Source organism: Clostridium sp. TW13, assembly GCF_024345225.1.
In the GTDB taxonomy this organism is placed as follows: Bacteria; Bacillota; Clostridia; order Clostridiales; family Clostridiaceae; genus Inconstantimicrobium; species Inconstantimicrobium mannanitabidum.
In genome coordinates, this window is record NZ_BROD01000001.1 from 611,434 (window position 1) to 629,850 (window position 18,417).

Annotated in this window: 17 protein-coding genes; 8 read left to right on the top strand and 9 right to left on the bottom strand. The window is 29.6% G+C overall.

The annotated features are described in order from the left end of the window. The first annotated feature begins 423 nt into the window (after positions 1–423). The 3 genes from OCU47_RS02910 (at position 424) to OCU47_RS02920 (ending at position 3,859) form a co-directional block, all read left to right on the top strand. Positions 424–1,122: an ABC transporter ATP-binding protein gene (locus OCU47_RS02910; RefSeq protein ID WP_261827094.1), complete on the top strand. Its 699-nt coding sequence runs from the start codon at positions 424–426 to the stop codon at positions 1,120–1,122. A gap of 7 nt (positions 1,123–1,129) precedes the next feature. Continuing rightward, the gene (locus OCU47_RS02915) at positions 1,130–3,388 is read left to right on the top strand and encodes an ABC transporter permease (RefSeq protein WP_261827095.1); all 2,259 of its coding nucleotides are present in this window, start codon (positions 1,130–1,132) and stop codon (positions 3,386–3,388) included. A gap of 72 nt (positions 3,389–3,460) precedes the next feature. Then, positions 3,461–3,859 carry a bacteriohemerythrin gene (locus tag OCU47_RS02920; RefSeq protein WP_261827096.1) on the top strand — a complete coding sequence of 133 codons (399 nt, stop codon included), beginning with the start codon at positions 3,461–3,463 and terminating at the stop codon, positions 3,857–3,859. 102 nt (positions 3,860–3,961) lie between these two features. Here the strand turns inward: OCU47_RS02920 and OCU47_RS02925 are convergent, their stop codons facing one another. From OCU47_RS02925 to OCU47_RS02935, 3 genes are all read right to left on the bottom strand, one after another. Continuing rightward, positions 3,962–4,300: a hypothetical protein gene (locus tag OCU47_RS02925; protein ID WP_261827097.1), complete on the bottom strand. Its 339-nt coding sequence runs from the start codon at positions 4,298–4,300 to the stop codon at positions 3,962–3,964. A gap of 144 nt (positions 4,301–4,444) precedes the next feature. Then, positions 4,445–5,170 carry a DsbA family oxidoreductase gene (locus OCU47_RS02930; protein ID WP_261827098.1) on the bottom strand — a complete coding sequence of 242 codons (726 nt, stop codon included), beginning with the start codon at positions 5,168–5,170 and terminating at the stop codon, positions 4,445–4,447. Between the two features lie 13 nt (positions 5,171–5,183). Beyond that, positions 5,184–5,588, bottom strand: coding sequence for a pyridoxamine 5'-phosphate oxidase family protein (locus tag OCU47_RS02935; RefSeq protein ID WP_261827099.1), 405 nt, complete (start codon positions 5,586–5,588; stop codon positions 5,184–5,186). Between the two features lie 171 nt (positions 5,589–5,759). On the opposite strand from OCU47_RS02935, the gene OCU47_RS02940 reads away from it, so the two are divergent. Continuing rightward, positions 5,760–6,128, top strand: coding sequence for an HsmA family protein (locus OCU47_RS02940; protein ID WP_261827100.1), 369 nt, complete (start codon positions 5,760–5,762; stop codon positions 6,126–6,128). Between the two features lie 71 nt (positions 6,129–6,199). On the opposite strand, the gene OCU47_RS02945 is transcribed toward OCU47_RS02940, so the two are convergent. Beyond that, positions 6,200–7,216, bottom strand: a complete 1,017-nt coding sequence (locus OCU47_RS02945) for a glycosyltransferase family 2 protein (protein WP_261827101.1) — start codon at positions 7,214–7,216, stop codon at positions 6,200–6,202. Beyond that, on the bottom strand, positions 7,217–7,888 hold the full coding sequence (locus tag OCU47_RS02950) for a phosphatase PAP2 family protein (protein ID WP_261827102.1): 672 nt from the start codon (positions 7,886–7,888) through the stop codon (positions 7,217–7,219). A 439-nt stretch (positions 7,889–8,327) separates the two neighbouring features. Here OCU47_RS02950 and OCU47_RS02955 point away from each other — a divergent pair, with 439 nt between their 5' ends. Together OCU47_RS02955 and OCU47_RS02960 are read left to right on the top strand one after the other, a co-directional pair. After that, a complete protein-coding gene (locus OCU47_RS02955; RefSeq protein ID WP_261827103.1) occupies positions 8,328–8,900 on the top strand; it encodes a TetR/AcrR family transcriptional regulator in 573 nt (190 codons plus the stop codon). A 128-nt stretch (positions 8,901–9,028) separates the two neighbouring features. Next, the gene (locus OCU47_RS02960; RefSeq protein ID WP_261827104.1) at positions 9,029–10,009 is read left to right on the top strand and encodes a DUF5692 family protein; all 981 of its coding nucleotides are present in this window, start codon (positions 9,029–9,031) and stop codon (positions 10,007–10,009) included. Between the two features lie 108 nt (positions 10,010–10,117). Here the strand turns inward: OCU47_RS02960 and OCU47_RS02965 are convergent, their stop codons facing one another. Further along, positions 10,118–10,678, bottom strand: a complete 561-nt coding sequence (locus OCU47_RS02965) for a TetR/AcrR family transcriptional regulator (RefSeq protein ID WP_261827105.1) — start codon at positions 10,676–10,678, stop codon at positions 10,118–10,120. A 160-nt stretch (positions 10,679–10,838) separates the two neighbouring features. On the opposite strand from OCU47_RS02965, the gene OCU47_RS02970 reads away from it, so the two are divergent. Next, on the top strand, positions 10,839–12,290 hold the full coding sequence (locus OCU47_RS02970; RefSeq protein WP_261827106.1) for a zinc-binding metallopeptidase family protein: 1,452 nt from the start codon (positions 10,839–10,841) through the stop codon (positions 12,288–12,290). 67 nt (positions 12,291–12,357) lie between these two features. Here OCU47_RS02970 and OCU47_RS02975 read toward each other — a convergent pair whose 3' ends face one another. Continuing rightward, positions 12,358–13,002, bottom strand: coding sequence for a TetR/AcrR family transcriptional regulator (locus OCU47_RS02975; RefSeq protein ID WP_261827107.1), 645 nt, complete (start codon positions 13,000–13,002; stop codon positions 12,358–12,360). A 123-nt stretch (positions 13,003–13,125) separates the two neighbouring features. Here OCU47_RS02975 and OCU47_RS02980 point away from each other — a divergent pair, with 123 nt between their 5' ends. Next, on the top strand, positions 13,126–13,671 hold the full coding sequence (locus tag OCU47_RS02980) for a hypothetical protein (protein ID WP_261827108.1): 546 nt from the start codon (positions 13,126–13,128) through the stop codon (positions 13,669–13,671). Between the two features lie 126 nt (positions 13,672–13,797). On the opposite strand, the gene OCU47_RS02985 is transcribed toward OCU47_RS02980, so the two are convergent. Beyond that, entirely contained in the window at positions 13,798–15,801 is a 2,004-nt protein-coding gene (locus tag OCU47_RS02985; RefSeq protein ID WP_261827109.1) for a KUP/HAK/KT family potassium transporter, read from the bottom strand. Positions 15,802–15,984: 183 nt separating this feature from the next. Continuing rightward, a complete protein-coding gene (locus tag OCU47_RS02990; RefSeq protein WP_261827110.1) occupies positions 15,985–18,036 on the bottom strand; it encodes a KUP/HAK/KT family potassium transporter in 2,052 nt (683 codons plus the stop codon). Between the last annotated feature and the right edge of the window lie 381 nt (positions 18,037–18,417).

The following is an 18,417-nucleotide window of genomic DNA, read 5'->3' on the forward strand; positions in this document are numbered from 1 at the left end:
CTGAATCTTAGTTGAACTTATCCAGGAGCGTGCAGCCGTTATCTCCAACTTAAAGAAGTTGGAGTGTTACGGATGCTAGCTATCGGATAAATTCGAAATAATTTCCAGATATTATTGACATCTTATTACAGTTAGAGTATACTAACTAACGTAAACAATATTGAAATTCATTATCAATAAGTAAGAGAACGTTATGTAGTATTTTTACATACACATAAGTGTGAGGATTAACTATTTTGATAATAATTCCATGTTATATGTTGACAAAGGCTATAGGGAGACATAAAATTTATATATGAACATATGAATAATCGTTCATATGAAATACTGAAGGATTATTCATAAAAAACTTCTTAGTAAGAGTAATAATAGGTTTCAACGAGTTTCAGTGAGAACTCTATATAAAGTTGGGGAGATGGTAATATGTATTTGGAAGTAAGGAATTTAGTTAAGTACTATGGTGAGGAAGAAAATAAAGTTAAGGTTTTAAAAGGAATTGATTGTTCTGTTGAAAAGGGACAAATCTGTGTATTACTTGGGCCTTCAGGTTCTGGAAAATCCACCTTGCTTAATATTATAGGGGGGATTGAAGAACTTGATGAAGGAGAAATATTTGTAGATGGAAAAGAAATAGGACATATGAACTCAAAAGAATTATCACTTTATAGACGCAATAATTTAGGTTTTGTATTTCAATTCTATAATTTAGTACCCAATCTTTCTGTAAAAGAAAATATTGAAGTTTGTGAATATTTAAGTAAAGCACCATTGGATATTGATGATCTTATTAAAACCCTTGGGCTATGGGAGCATAAGGATAAGTTTCCTAATCAGCTTTCTGGTGGTCAGCAGCAAAGATGTGCCATTGGAAGAGCGTTAGTTAAGAATCCAGGAATATTGCTTTGTGATGAACCGACAGGAGCTTTAGACTATGCTACTTCTAAGGAAATATTAGAGTTAATTGAAAAAGTAAATAAAAAATATAACAATACTATTATAATAGTAACTCATAATGATGCCATTAAGAATATGGCTCATAAAATTATGAAGTTACATGATGGTAAGGTTATAAAAGAATATGAGAATAAAAATATAGTTCCTGCCAAAGAACTAGAATGGTAGGTGCAGCATGAGAAATCCACTAAATAAGAGATTAATACGAGATTTAAAACATAATGCTGGAAGATATATAGCTGTAGCTGTTATTATGATTGCCTCAATAGCTTTACTTTCAGGCTTTTTAGCTACAGCAGATTCAATAAAGGAGGATTTTTATAGCAATAGAAAAGAGTGCAAGGTAGAAGATGGATTGTTTACTTCTTACTTTAAGATTCCCAAAGAAACAATATCAAAGGCAGAAAAATTAGGAGTAAGTATGTATGAGAATTATTATTCAGATGAATTGATTTTAAAAGATACTACCCTAAGAATTTATAAAGAGAGAAAAGATATTGATATTGCAACTGTTATGGAAGGAAAACTTCCAACAAGCAAAAATGAGATTGCAATAGACAGGCTGTTTGCTAAGAACAATTCATTTAAGCCTGGTGATACTATAAAAATTAAGGGAAAAGTTTATAACATAACAGGGACTATAGCACTTCCTGATTATAGTTCCTTATTTGAGAAAAATTCTAATCTTATGATGGAAACGAAGTATTTTGGAGTTGCAATTGTATCAGATGCAGCTTTTAGTGATTTTAATGACAGCAGCTTAGTATATAACTATTCTTATCATTTTAAAGATAGGAATTTAGATAAAAAGAAAAAAGCAGATTTATCAGAGGAACTTAAAAAGAATCTAGTGAATAATGGGGTGAGCCTAACTAATTTCTGCACAGCAGCTAATAATCAGAGCATTTCATTTATAGAGAGTGATATGGGTTCTGATGTACCTATGATGAAGGTATTTTGCTATATTACAATAGCAATTATGGCGTTTGTTTTTGCAATCATTATTATGAGTACTATTGATGAAGAAGCACCAATAATAGGAACGCTACTTTCAAATGGGTACAGTAAATATGAAATATTGAGTCATTATATAAAAATGCCAATAATAATAACACTTTTGAGTGCAAGTATTGGTAATCTTATTGGATATATAGTCCTTCCTTCTGCATTTAAAGCGATGTATTATAATAGCTACAGCCTGCCACAATGCACAATTAAAATAAATAGGGAAGCATTCATACTAACAACTATTATTCCTATTTGTATTATGATTTTAATTAATATTTTAGCATTAACTTTGAAATTAAATATATCACCATTAAGATTTTTAAGAAGGGATTTAAAAAAGCATTCCAATAATAAACCTGTAAAATTGCCAGCTTTTAAATTTGTAAGCAGATTCCGTCTTAGAGTTATTTTGCAGAATAAGGCTAATTATCTTATGCTTTTTATTGGAATATTTTTAGGAAGTGTAATTTTACTATTTGGTTTGGGCATGCAGCCTATGATTAATCATTATGTTGATGAAATCAAGCAATCAAGTATAGCAGGTTATCAATATATCTTAAAATCACCTGTTGATATAAAAGAGGATAGTGCAGAAAAGTTTACTATGTACTCTTTTAAAACTTATTATGTAGGAGGAAAAAGAGATGTAGATGTTTCTACTTATGGAATAGCAGATAAATCTAAGTACCTAAGCAAATTATCACTAGATAAAAACAATGCAGGAGTGTACTTATCAGATGGTCTCATGAAAAAACTTGGCTCTAGTGTTGGAGGAAATATTAAATTTACTGATCCATATTCCAATGATGTATATACTTTAAAGATAATTGGAAGTTATGATTATTCATCAGGATTTGCTATTTTTATGAACAATGAACAGTTAAATAAGCTTCTTAAATACAATAAGGATTATTATAACGGATATTTTTCTAATAAAAAGCTTAATATTGAAGACAAGTTTGTAGCAACCGTTATAACTCCAAATGATATGGTGAAATTAGGTCAGCAGATGACATCATCCTTTGGAAGTTCAATGTATATGTGTATTGTTGTTGCAATTCTAATTTATATATCTCTTATGTATATACTTACTAAAATAGTAATTGATAAAAATGCACTATATATTTCCTATATGAAGGTATTTGGATATGAAGACAATGAGATAAGAAAATTATATTTACATGCTACTACTATTGTAGTAATTGCGTCTCTTATAATAGGGTTACCTCTAAACTATGTAGCTTTAAAATATTGCTTTTTACTAGCCTTAGCAAAGATGAATGGATATATGGATATTTTTATACCAGCATATTTATATGTAGCTATAGTAGCTATAGGAGTTATATCATACTTAGTGATAAATTATTTTCATGTGCAAAGGGTAAAGAGAATTAGAATGGCAGAAGCATTGAAAAATAGAGATTAAAAACATTGTTAAAGTATGTAATATTTTGTGATATAATTTATAAGTTAGATTTTTTCATAGGGGGAAGGAATTATGTTAGTATGGAAGGATGAGTACTCTGTAGGAGTGGAATTAATTGATATCCAGCATAAAAGATTATTTGAAATTGGTAATGATGCATATACATTGTTAAAGGATGAGTTTTGTGTAGATAAATATGATAGGATCATTCTAATTTTAGAAGATTTACGTCAATATGCAAAATTTCATTTTCAATCAGAAGAAAATTATATGATGTCTATTAATTCAGAACAATTAGAAAGCCAAAAGATAGAGCATGCTGGTTTTGTAGAACAGCTAGATAATGTTGATTTTAGAAGCATAGATGAGAATCCAAAAGAGAATATAGATAAAATACTATCATTTATTTTTAATTGGATATTGGAGCATGTACTTCTTAAAGATAAATTAATTAATCAAAGTAGTAAATAGAGCAAATACATTTACACTATTTTATAATTGTAGAACCAAGGATAAAGTAAATAAATTGCGGTAGAAAGTTATGGAGGTGATTTCTAATCACCTCCATTTGTTTTAAGAAATAGCTGAACCAATTTGACTTTTCAAATCTCGTATCTGTATCTCTAGACTATTTATCTTATTATAATAGCTTTTATTGTGAGTAACACTAAATAAATATTCATATTTAGCCTTTTGACCTTCTAAAAGTTTTATAAGGCTTAGCACATTTTGAGCTTTCTTAGTTGATTTGACCTGTTTTTCATGATCTTTATCCATTGATATTTTGAAATCTTTATCGTAATGCATAGAGTCTCTTTTTAGGTATTCAGAAAAAGAAACCTTTGAATTCTTATTAGCTGTATTAATGTGCTTGGAAGTTTTTTTCGATACTTTATCAATTATTATTTCCATATGTAATACTCCTTTTGAAATTATTACATATTAATTATCGTATCCTTTATTTGATTATTAACACTTTTTCTGAACTTTTTACCTTTATTTTACGTAATGAAGTACACTCACTTATTTTTCAAGATGCCTAAATCAAAGAAAAAGTTAGATTTCACATTTACCATCAGAGCAGTTTCCAGAGTTAGAATCATCTTTGGATTGATCTTTTGATAAAAATTCTATTACAGGTGATGAAAGTTCCTCTTTTTGCACTTTCTCAAGTACTTCTAAGAATAGTTCAGGTGGTTGAGCACCAGATACTGCATACTTATTATTGAATATAAAATAAGGAACGCCAGTTATTCTTAGTGTTGAAGCTCTTTCTTCGTCTTTTCGCACGTCTTTAGCATAATCATCAGATTCTAACACACTTAAAGCTTTATTTCTATCAAGGCCTACTTCAGAAGCGAGATTAGCTAATACTTCGTAATCAGATATATTTAAAGATTCTACAAAGTAAGCTTTTAAAAGTCTTTCTGATAGTTCCTTCATCTTGCCTTCGGTTTTTGCGTAATGAGATAATCTATGAGCATCAAAAGTATTTGTTGGAATTATATCTTCAAAGTTATAGTTAAGACCAAGGGATTTAGCTTGTTCAATAATTTGCTTATTTGATGCCTTAGCTTGATCTACAGATATTCCATATTTTTTGGCTATAATTTCATGAAGAGTTTCATCATATTTCTTTTTAGCTGTTGGATCAAGTTCAAAGCTTCTAAAAATTAATTCAACTTCTTCCTTATGTTCGAATTTTTCTAGTGCAACTTCCAATCTTCTTTTTCCAATATAGCAGAATGGACATACAAAATCGGACCATATTTCTATTTTCATTAATCATTCCTCCTTAAATAGTGAATATTTCAGATGGGTTTCCAGATAATAAATCATAGTAAGTAGCTTCGCCATGCTCAAGATAGAATACTTCAAAAATTGGATTATCAGCAGTTTCATATCCCTTTTTGACTAAAGGAGCATTATCAATAAGAAGCTGTTTTTCATTAAGGTTATCTGCAAAGTTGATTTTTCCACTTAATCTAACAGTGATATAATTTGGTGTAGTTACAATGAACTCAATATATGGATTTTCCTTTAATTGAGTATATGCATTTTTTACATTAGCAGTGGTAAAGTAAAATTTACCGTCTTTTATCAAATGAATATGTTGAGGTCTGCCGTGTGGTTTATTATTTTCAGAGGTTGCTAAAATCCCAACATTATTTTTTTGTAGTAAATCAATTATTTTATCCATGTTTATTAACTCCTTTATATGGTGTGTAAAACACCTAAAAATATTTAGATTAATTTAAATAATATTTATAAAAATTAAATTGATATCAACCTAATTATATGATAATATAACATATATAGATACAACATACAAGATATTTTTTATGTGGTTTAATACTAAGGAGGATTATTTATGCTGATTTATGCAATTGTTACCATTAGCTTAGCGCTTGTTTTTTACACCATAGGAGTTTGGTCAGAAAAAATCCAAGGAAAACTTAAAAAGTGGCACTTGATAATATTTTGGATAGGATTGATTTTTGATACAACTGGAACTACTTTGATGAGTAAAATTGCTAAGAGTGGTTTTCAACTTAATTTTCACGGGATAACAGGATTACTTGCAATTATACTTATGCTTTTTCATGCAGTTTGGGCAACCGTTGTGTTGTTACAGGATAATGAAAAAGCAAAGGCTAAATTTCATAAGTTTAGTATTGTAGTGTGGATAATTTGGTTAATACCATACATATCCGGAGCGATTTTTGGAGTATCAATGTAAATCTTAAAAGGCTCAAATAATATTGTGGAGTTACTACAATATTATTTGAGCCTTTTTATATAAATCCATTATTAATTAAAACCAAACATCTTTCTTGATGCTGAATAACCTAATAATATAATTCTTCTTCCTAGTAGTGTTTTAGCCTGCATTGATAAGCCTAAGAAGGACTTATTTACTTGCTGATATAAAGCCTTGTTTTTAGTACTTAGATAGTTCCAAAGTTCTTCTTTTTTATTTAGGCTTTCTTCAGTACCATCCTTTAATAAAAGCACTGTACTTATTGTCATCATCATAACCAAATATTTAATCATATATTTGCGTAGTTTTTTGCAGGTTAAAATCATAGGGTTGTGGGAGTCAATAATTATTTTTGTAACCCTAATTTGCTGATCAATACGTCCAATCATTATTTTTTCATTAACAGATTGATCTTCTCTTCCAATAAAGTATCTGTACAGATTAACATCTGTATAATACATTGTTTTTACATAAGGCAATGGTTTATATACAAAAATATTATCTACATAAAACGTATGTTTAGGAAGTTCAATATTACATTCTTTTAGAACTTCTGTACGATAAATAACTGAATGCATTAATATATTTTCACTGCTTTTAAGATGACCTAATTCATCCCAAGTAAAGATTTTATCTTTTGGCATTGCCCATTTATAGTTAATAATTGTGGATTTATTGATATTTGCATTTTCATATACATAGTTTGCAATAAGCATGTCCACACATTTTGAAGTGTTGATCATGTTTTTTAATATAGTAAGAATTTTTTCTAAGCTACCTTTATCAAACCAATCATCACTATCTAAAACCTTAAAATATTTACCAGTTGAATTTTTAAGGCCAGTGTTTATTGCATCGCCATGGCCACCATTCTCTTTATCTATTGCACGAATTATATTTGGGTATTTTTGTTCATACTCCTTAGCGATTTTTGATGTATCATCGTTAGAACCATCATTTATAATTAATATTTCTAAATCCTCGCTGCCAATTAGTAATGAGTCTATCGCTCTATCCATATAGGCTGCTGAATTGTAGCAAGGAATTACTACAGTAAGAATTTTCATTTATGCCTCCTGATTAATTAGTTTTTTTGCTCTATGGACTTGTAAATACAAAGATAATTGCCATGTGATTTCAGCTAGCATTACTCCTCCAAAAACATCAACAATAACATGTTGTTTTGTTGTTACTGTTGAAATACATATCATTAGTGCTACTAATAAAGAAACGCAGCGATACCATTTAGGAATAGCTTTACAATTTCTTATGCCAGCATAACAATACCAACTAACCAAACAATGAATTGATGGGAAAAGGTTATTGGCAGCATCTATGCTATATAGAAATTTAAGCATGTCCACAAAAATTCCTGTACTTGTTATATCAGGCCTTATGTTAGTAGTAGGGTATAGTATATATATAAGACCACATATTAATTTACCTAGCAAATCTGCTGTTATTAAGCGGTAGCATTGCTCTTTGTTTATACGGCTAATTAATATATAGTTAGTAATCCAAAAAGCATAGCTTCCTAAATAAATCACTACAAATATAGGTAATAATGGTATTCGTTCATCTAAATAAGTTGTCAAGTCATGAAAAATTCTATCATCATAAAATAAACGTACACCCCAGTATACAGAAAAGTTAAAAGTCACGCATAACATTAAGGGCACAATGGCATACCTTGGTATATAATCATTTATTTTGTTGGAAATTTTATTTATTATTTTCATCTGTTTCCCCTAAATCTCTCTATTATTTATATTAATAATATATTTAGAATTATTAGTGCTTATTTTAAGTATAAAGTTTTTGGTGATAATAAGTCAATATCATCATTAAAGTTATAGAAAAAACTACAAAATATAGGATGCTTATAGATTAATACATTATAGTTTTTATATATAATATGCTTTAATATTAAGCAAATATGAGAGTATACTGAATGTACTAAGTAATATACTTAAGTGGTGAAAAATATACTCTATTACTTATCTATTATTAAGAAAGGGTTAATGAATTATTAAAATAAATTGTTAATCTAAGAATGATTAACTTAAATCGATAATATTTATATTATTGTATATATATAGCTAATAGATGCGTTACCATAGAGTTTGAATATAGGTTAATTATGGTATAAAATTAGATTAAGGAATGGGGGATTGTATAATGAAACAACATGCCAAAATTGCAATAATTAATTCTTTTAAAGAACTTATTAATGAACAGTGTATAGATAAGGTTACAGTCAAAGAGATCTGTAAACGTTGTGATGTTAACAGGCAAACTTTTTATTATTACTTTACAGACATTATGGATATATTTAAGTTTGTAGTGTATCAGGAATTATCTGAGGAAATTGCACAAAATAGAACCTTCGAGACATGGGAAGGCGGATTTTTAGCTACAATGAATTATATGAAGAAAAATTCCAGAATGTTTTTACACATATACAATTCTTCTTATTGGTCTGAGGCAAATAATTATTTTACAAATTTCTCAAATAAATTATTAGATGATGTTGTTACAGAATGTGTTAAAAACATGAATGTAAAATTATCAGAGAAAGATGAGCTTTTTATTGTTAATTTTTATAGACATGTATTTAATGGATTGATTATAGATTGGATGCGTGAAGGAATGGAGGGGGAACCAGAAACTATTCTAAAAAAGCTTATGGTAATGATAACAGGAAGTATTCCGCGTTCAGTGTCCACCTTTGCCGGAGAAACAGCTAAATAATAAGGTTTAAAGTAAAGTATTTATATAATTCTGACACTTTGGATTATCTGTCTATTGTATATGATTACACAGGGGTTGTACAATAAATGTGATAAATCTTAAATATTTTATATCAAGGGGGGAATTATATGTTTACTTTTAACTATGCTCAAGGAGCATCATTTTTTGGTGTATGGGGTGTTTGGATATTAATTTTTGCGGCACTCTTTATTTTAAATGAAATAACTCGTAGAAACAAATATGCAGGATTTTTCTGCTTTGTTGTTTTACCAGTAGTACTTTCAATATTATGGTTTACAGTATTAAAAGATACAACTTATACAGATTGGTTCCATCTTGCTAAGGTATATTCGTCTACGGCTGGATGTATCGGTTTTTGGTGTATTAAATATGTTAGAGGAAAGAACAAGACTACAGGCAAGGAATGGAGACTATCAGAAAAGAAATGGGCACTATGCTTTCCACCATTAATTCTTGCTATTAATATAGCAGAAGCAGTAAGTCGTGATTTTCAAGTTGGTGTTCAATATGCTGGTGGCGGAAAATTAGCTGATGAAGCTATGTATGTTCTTGGAGGCTCATGGAACTTCATGAATGGTATAGCTGGTATTTTAAATATCATAACTATTACTGGATGGCTTGGAATTTGCTTAAGAAAGAAAACAAACAAAGATGGAAGTCAAGATATGTTATGGCCAGATATGTTATGGTTCTGGATAATAGCTTATGATTTATGGAACTTTGCATATACTTATAATTGCTTACCAGATCATGCTTGGTATTGTGGATTTGCATTATTATTAGCTCCAACAGTTTGTGCTTTTACAATAGGAAAGGGAGCTTGGTTACAACACCGTGCTCAAACATTAGCATTATGGTGTATGTTTGCTCAAACCTTCCCAGCATTTATAGACAAGGGAACTTTTGCTGTTGCATCTACACATAATACTGTTCCACTTTTTATATTCAGTTTAGTAGCATTACTAGCTAATGTAGCAGTATTTGTTTATATGATTTACAAAACTGCTAAGACTAAGAGAAATCCTTATCTTGGTGAATTATATACAGACTTAGAGAAGTATAAAGAAGTTAAGGAACTTGCAGAATAAGAATAATTGATATTTAAAAGCTTCTTGGATGCAGTAAAAGCATTCAAGGAGCTTTTCTATGTAAGCAACTTTAGTTACATTCAAAAAAATAAATCAATATACTATATACTATTTTAGTTTCAAATGTTTTAATTCAAAACGATTTGCTAAGTGTACCATTTCTTCAGGGGATTCCTCCATTCCATTTAGTATCCAGACTTTTATTACAGCAATATAACCATCAATTACAAAAGTACTGTAATAATCAATTTGGTTTTGAGACAAGGATTTTAACTCCGATGACCACAAGAAGCTATATTCTTTTTTGATTTCAGAACTTATTTTATTCCAAAAGGTGCTACCTGCATTGTGATTTAAAAGAACTTTAAAAAGTTCATAATTATCATTAATACTTTTATAAAGTAAAATTAGGAAATCATCAGGATTTTTTATATCATGATGTTTATATGAAGTAAATATAATATCGAAAAGTTTATTTTCCAGTTGCATTAATAAATCATTAGGTGTTTTATAGTGAAGATAAAAAGTTGCTCTATTTATATCAGCTATTTCAGATAGTTCACGAACAGAAATTTGATTAATATTTTTAGTTTTTAGCAATTGGATTAATGCAGATTCTAATTGTCTTTGAGTACGCTTGTAGCGTCTATCATTTGTTTGCTTTTTCATAAAATATTCTCCTAGTTAATTGACACTTTGTTGTTAAGTGTTGTATAGATAACGCTTTTGATGAAGATGGCACATTGTTTAATGCCAATTTCAAATATATAATTAACAATAATGAATTAATAGAAAACTGTCAATTAAAATGAAAAAAGGAGATATTCTAATGATAAAAAATAAAGAGTTTAAGATACATAATGATTTACTATTAAGTAAAGAGGAAGTGTGGAATTTTCAAAAGCTTATAAATGAGCTTGGTCCACGTTTAACAGGTAATGCTGCACATGAAAAGTATGTTGACTTGCTTAGGAACGAGCTTGAAAGCTATGGCTTGGCTGTTTTAGAGGATAAGCATAGGTTTAACAGATGGGAAGCCAAGCAATGGAAGGTGATTGTTGAAAATGAAAAAGCTGTTGAAGAAGAGATCCCAGTGACTTTTTATTATCCATATTCAGGTGCTACAAGTAAGAGAGGGGTAACTGGTGAACTTATTTATTGCGGTACAGGTGAAGGAAATTTCAAATATGCAAAAGGTAAAATTGCTATTGTGGATGTAGTGATTCCTTCGGTGCCTAGATCTTTGCTCTTTAAAAAAAGAAGTTCATATCCCAGTGGTGCTAAACTTCCATTTTTAATAGATAATCCAGTAGTTGGTTCTGTATTAAAGGGGGCAAACCTTAGAAAAGCAGCAAGTGAAGGAGTGTTAGGAGTAATATGTATTTGGAGGAAGATTTCCTCTGAAAATGCATCACAGCAGTATTTACCTTTTACTGAAGCATATAAAGGGTGTCCAAGTTTATGGGTAGACTTTAATACAGGAGAAAGACTAAAAGAATTAGCAGGTATAAATGCAAGAGCGACTATTATTTTAGAAGCATCTATTGAGAATAATGCAGAATCTAGTACAATTTATACAGTTTTACCTGGTAGCAATACCGAAGAAACTATAATAGTAAATACACATACAGATGGTCCTAATGCTTGCGAGGAGAATGGAGGCATAGCTTTACTAGCTTTAGCAGGCTATTTTTCTAAGATACCAGTAAGTGAAAGAAATCGTACAATAGTGTTTGTATTTGTTACAGGCCATTTTCAGATTCCTCAGTTTGGTGTAGATAATCATCAGGCAACCTCTAGGTGGTTGTATAAACATCCTGAACTATGGACTGGCAATGGAACTAATAAAAAGGCTGTAGCAGGAGTTACAATTGAACATTTAGGCTGTACTGGATGGAAGGATGATAAAAAGCATCTATCATATAAAAAAGTAAGTCCAGTAGATTTTGAACTAGTATACACAGGCAATAAAGTAATGAATGAAATATATATGAGAGCATTAGGAGGGAGAACTAAGATAAATACAATAACATTAAGACAAAGAAATAATATCTACTTTGGAGAAGGACAACCACTTTTTCAAGCTAATATACCAACCATCTCCCTTGTGCCAGCTCCAGATTATTTATGTAAAATATCATTAAATGGTGATATAGATAAACTTGATGCTGATCTAATGTATGAGCAAATTCAGACGTTTTTAAAGGTAATCATTGAAATAGACAGTACTTCTTGTGAGATTTTAGGTAAACCACAAAGACAATCATATGGTGTATTATAAATTAGTTTCTAATGGTGGTACTCTTATGCGCAATCAGAAAGTACCACTTATTTTTAACTAACCTAACTTATTGTTTATTCTTTAGTGAATCTAGTAACATTTCTATAGTAAATTTTATGAATTCATCACCATTTAAATTAAAGTGAGTTGTATAAGTGTTTCCGGATAGAGAAAGTAATTTGAAGAAACCCGTAGTAACAAAAATTGAAGAAAGGGCTAATTGAGAAATTTCTAAATCAGAACGGATGCTTCCATCAGTTTTTCCTTCATCAAACATGGTGGTTAAACCCTCAAATACTTGCTTATCGAAAGATATTAATTTTTTATGATAAGGAAGTTCAGTGTCTGCAGATGTTGATTTTATTATAGCACAAGTGTTCATTACTTGAAGCAGTTGATGGGAATTGCGATAAAAATCATAATAAGCATAATAAGCTAGACGAATTTTTTCAAAACCAGTATTACCATTTGCCATTTGTTTTTTTATATGATCTAAAAAGTGTTCATATCCTTTTAGAGCTACAGCAAAAAACAAGTCCTCTTTGCAGGAGAAATATCTATATATAGTTCTTTTAGTGAAGTTACATTCTTTAGCTATAGTATCCATTGATACTTTATCGAATCCATGTGTACAAAATAAATCTTCAGCTTTAGAAACAATGAAATCTTCTCGCTCTAATTGTTTACGTTGACGTTTGGTTAGTAGTTCCAAAATATCGCTCCTCTCTATTGACAAATAAAACACATAAAAGTATACTTGTGGTATACAAATTTACTTATAGTATACATTATTTAGCAAGAATGTCAAGCAAGTGAGAGGGAGCTGACCTGTGAAATGAAATGTAACAGGAGATTTAATAAAATATGTGCATTTAGGATACTAATTGTATTAACTTTTATCTCAACTTTATTAATTATGAAAAAAATTGAACCAACCTTTCTAGTGTATAGCAAAGGAAAAAAGATGTTGGATATGCAATTTGGATACAATTCTATAGATGTTTATCAATTGTTTAAAACATTAAAAAGAAAAGGAAGACTAATTTATATTAAAAGTTTGTATGTTGATTGTATTTTTACCATTAGCTATATCTTCGTGCAAAACTATATTTTAAAGTTTGCTATGGGTAAAACCATATTAGGCACTAGATGGCGGATCTTGTTATCTACTGCTTACTTAAGAGGTCTATTTGATATTATGGAGAATATTTTTATCTTAACTTTATTATATAAATACAAAATTAAGTTGCCTATACTTGTGACAATGGCAAGTTGTATTACGATTTTTAAATTTATTTTTCTAGGAATATGGGTAATTTCTATACCTTTAGTACTAATAGTAAGGCTGATGATGAAAAAGAATGCGGTGGAAAAAATATAAGGGTTCCATTGTCTATTATAAAAACTTAATAAAATAATATAAAGTATTCACATATTTTATAAAACTCCCCACCAGGTGATTTAAACATACTGTAGGGGAGTTTTATATATTATTTAAAATAAAATATTATTTTGAAGTCCTTTCTAATATAACAGGGTTTTCCATGGCTATAAATAATGGGACACTTTCAACATCAACGTCACTAGTTTCTAATCCAAACCACTTTTCAGGAGAGACAGTAAATCTTTTTATAAATAATTTAGTCTTAAGAATAAAGGTTTCCCAAGAATTTAATTGTGTTTGATATGAAAGTTGTTCTTGAATCAGCATGAAACGAAAATCTCCAATCTTCCTATCAGGTAGTATTGTATAACTTCTTGATTGAATTTGTATTTCGCCACTTTCAACTAGTTCGTTAGAAATTTGACGCATAAAAACATTTAGTTGTTGGTTTACTCTGAATCCAAGCTTTATCTGAACTTTAACAATATAGGAGGTTCCAAAAGTATTTGCTGAATATTTAGCTTCATATGGATCATCAGTGACTTCAAAATTAACGAACCAATAAACATCAGCTTTCTTTGGCCTTTTGTCTAATATTGAATATAATATTTTTCTCTCAATTTCGTTAGGTTTTCTACTGTTTGTTAAGCAGACAAGATTTGTTGTATATTTAGGACGGTCTTTATCATTATGCAACTGATTTAGTTGTTCTTTGTAGTCTTCGATTGAAACATTTTCTAACAATCTCATCTTAATATAGTAACCTTTGATCCAAATATACATAACAAATAAAAGTATTAAGGCTATTAATACAGCTATAAATCCTCCATGAGCAAATTTAATCATGTTTGCAACAAAGAATGAAGATTCAAAGGTACTAAAGAAAACAAGCATACTTACAGCAACGATAAGGGGAGTTTTCTTTTTTAATAAGTAATTAAATAAGAGTATAGTGGTCATCAACATTGTAACTGTAATTGATAAACCGTAAGCAGCTTCCATATGTTCAGAAGTTCTCAAGTAAAGAACAGTTCCAATACAAACAACCCAAAGAACTTTATTAATTGTTGGGATATAAAGCTGTCCTTTGGAGTTGGAAGGATACAAAATATGTAATCTAGGAAATAAGTTTAACTTAATTGCTTCAGATACAAGTGTGAAGGAACCTGAAATTAATGCCTGTGAAGCAATAATTGCTGCAAATGTTCCGATTATTATAGAAAACAGTAAAAAGCTCCTGGGAACCATTTGAAAAAATGGATTTACTGCTTCTGGATTGGCTAATCCACCATTTCTTTTTGTAGCTAGTACCCAAGCACCTTGACCAAAATAGTTTAATAATAGGCATACTTTAACATAAGGCCAAGTAATATATATATTTTTTTTCCCAACGTGACCTAGATCTGAATAAAGAGCTTCGGCTCCTGTTGCTGATAAGAATATACTACCAAGAATGAAAAAGCCTGCTCTATTATCACTACTAAAAAGAATGCTTATTCCGTAATGGGGAGATAATGCACGAAACAATGTAAAGTCATTAAAAATGCCGATAATGCCGAATATTGCAAGGGAAGAAAACCAAATAAGCATAATTGGACCAAATAATTTTCCTATTAAATCAGTTCCAAAATGCTGAATAAAAAATACCAAACTTAAAATTGTTATAACAATTATAATTATAATATTTTGGTTATTTCCCACAATATCACGGAATTGTGGTATTAACTCTAATCCTTCAATTGCTGAAGTAACAGTTACAGCAGGTGTTAACATTCCATCAGCTAGAAGCGCAGATCCACCAATCATTGCAGGGATAATAAGCCACTTGGCACGTTTTCTCACTAAAGTATAGAGTGAAAAAATACCACCCTCACCTTTATTATCTGCATTTAGAGTAATAAAAACATATTTTATTGTAGTTAAAATAGTTATGGTCCAAAATACTAGAGATAAAGCGCCGAGTATAAAGTTCTCAGACACATTAGCTAAACCTCCATTACCTTGAATTACTGATTTCATTACATAAAGAGGTGAAGTTCCAATATCTCCATAAACAACTCCTAGAGTTACTAAAATTGACCCTAAGGTTACTTTAGTAACATCATGTTTCTTCATAGGTTCACTCATAATTCATCTTCCTTTACAGCTAATATAGTTCTTTATTTTTTATAGTATTAGCTTTTTTCAATATAATATTAGTTACAGCAATTAAAGAAGTTGAATTATTAAGATGAGATAATGATTTAATAGATATTTTTGATAAAAAATATAAGCCTGCTAAAAACAATTTGTTATTAACAGGCTTATATTTTATTGGTTAACTTTCTTCTTTTCTTTCTTTTTTGATGTTATTTGTTCTTCTTTGTACACACGTTGTAATGTTGTGTGATTACAGTGTGCTGAGAATAAAGGTACATTTTCTATATCAACATCACTAGTTTCAAGTCCAAACCATTTTGCTGGAGAAACAGTGTATCTCTTTATAAATAATTTAGCTTTAAGTATAAATGTTTCTGAGAAATTCAAGTCTGTTTCATATGAAAGTTGTTCTTGGATTAATAAGAAACGGAAGTCTCCAACTTTTCTATCTTGCATTGTAGTATAATTTCTTGATTGCTTTTGTATTTCACCACTATTAACCAAATCGGTTGATATTTGACGTAGGAATACATTCAATTGTTGATCTACTCTGAATCCAAGTTTTATTTGAACTTTTACAATATAAGAAGTATCCATAGTATCTACAGAATATTCTGCTTGATAAGGTTCATCAGTAACTTTTATATGAACAAACCAATATACATCAGCTCTTTTAGGTCTCTTATCTAAAAGAGAGTACATTATCTTTCTTTCAATTTGGCGAGGTTCTTTACAAGTAGTTAAGCACACAAGATTAGATGTATATTTAGGTCTATCGTTATCTTGGCGTAATTGGTCTAATTGTTTCTTGTAATCTTCAAGTGGAACATTCTCTACAACTCTCATTTTAATGTTATAGCCTCTGATCCAAATATACATAATTGATAATATTGCTAAAGCTATTAATACTGCTATATATCCACCATGCATAAATTTAACTGCATTTGCAACAAAGAAACAAGTTTCAAAAGTACCAAAGAAAATAAGCATACTTAATGCAATGATAAATTTAACATTCTTCTTTAATAAGTAGTTAAATAGAAGAATAGTAGTCATTAACATTGTGGCTGTAATTGCTAAACCATATGCTGCTTCCATATTGTCTGAACTCTTAAAGTAAAGAACTATTCCTATACAAGCAAACCATAAGATTCTATTAATTGTTGGTATATATAATTGTCCCTTAGATCTAGATGGATACATAATGTGTAATCTAGGAAATAAGTTTAATTTAATTGCTTCTGAAACAAGTGTAAAAGAACCTGAAATCAATGCTTGTGAAGCAATAATAGCAGCAAGTGTTGAAATTATAACAGAATAAACCAAGAATGCATGTGGAACCATTTGGAAGAATGGATTCAAGTCTGTCATATTTGCAAATTGAGGATTATTTTTTACTGCTAATATCCAAGCACCTTGTCCAAAATAGTTTAATAATAAACATATCTTAACAAAGGGCCAAGAACCATAAATATTTTTCTGACCAACATGTCCAAGATCTGAATAAAGAGCTTCAGCACCTGTTGATGATAAGAAAATACTACCAAGAAGGAAGAAACCAGCTTTATTTTCATGACTAAAAAGAATACTAATTGCATAATGTGGAGATAATGCACGTAAAAGTGTAAAATCATGAGTAATACTAACTATTCCGAATATTGCTAGTGTAGAGAACCAAACAAACATTATTGGTCCGAATAATTTTCCAATTAAATCAGTTCCAAAATGCTGAATAGCAAATAAAAGGCTCAATATTGCTATTACAATGATGATAATAATATCTTGATTGCCACCTACAACCTCATTGAAACTTGGGATAAGGTTAAGTCCTTCAATTGCTGAAGTTACAGTCACAGCAGGTGTTAACATACCATCAGCAAGTAAGGCAGATCCACCAATCATTGCTGGAATAATAAGCCATTTTGCTTGGCTACGAACCAAAGTGAAAAGAGAGAAAATACCACCTTCACCCTTATTGTCTGCTTTTAAAGTAATCATTACATATTTTATAGTTGTTAAAATGGTGATTGTCCAGAAAACTAGAGATAAGGATCCAAGAATAAAATTCTCAGAAACATTATTAATGCCACCATTGCCTTTAAGAATAGATTTCATAACATAAAGAGGAGAGGTACCAATATCTCCATAAACAACTCCTAATGCTATTAAAATTCCACCCAAGGTCGCTTTACTAATATTATTTTGTTTCGTAAGTGATTTCATAGTTATAATCGTCCTTCGCTTTTAATTAAATATTTTTTAAAGGAAACAATAGCCCATATTAAGTGGCTTGTCCCTATTGGATATTATATACCTAAATTAATAAATAAGGGAATAATAATTAAAACAGAATTTATTATTTTTTTTTCTAATTTTATAACATTTCTGCAATATGCGAACTTCTTTTAAACATATCATAATTAGAATGAAAATTGATTACAAAAAAGTTAATAATGTGACAAAAAATATGAACTTTAGTTAGTATATTTCTTTAAAGTTAAAAAGTTAGAAATTATGCTTAAATGTAATATAGTTTATATCAATAATATCAATTGATATGACTGCTATTTATTGATATAATTCATAATAATAAAGAGAAAATCA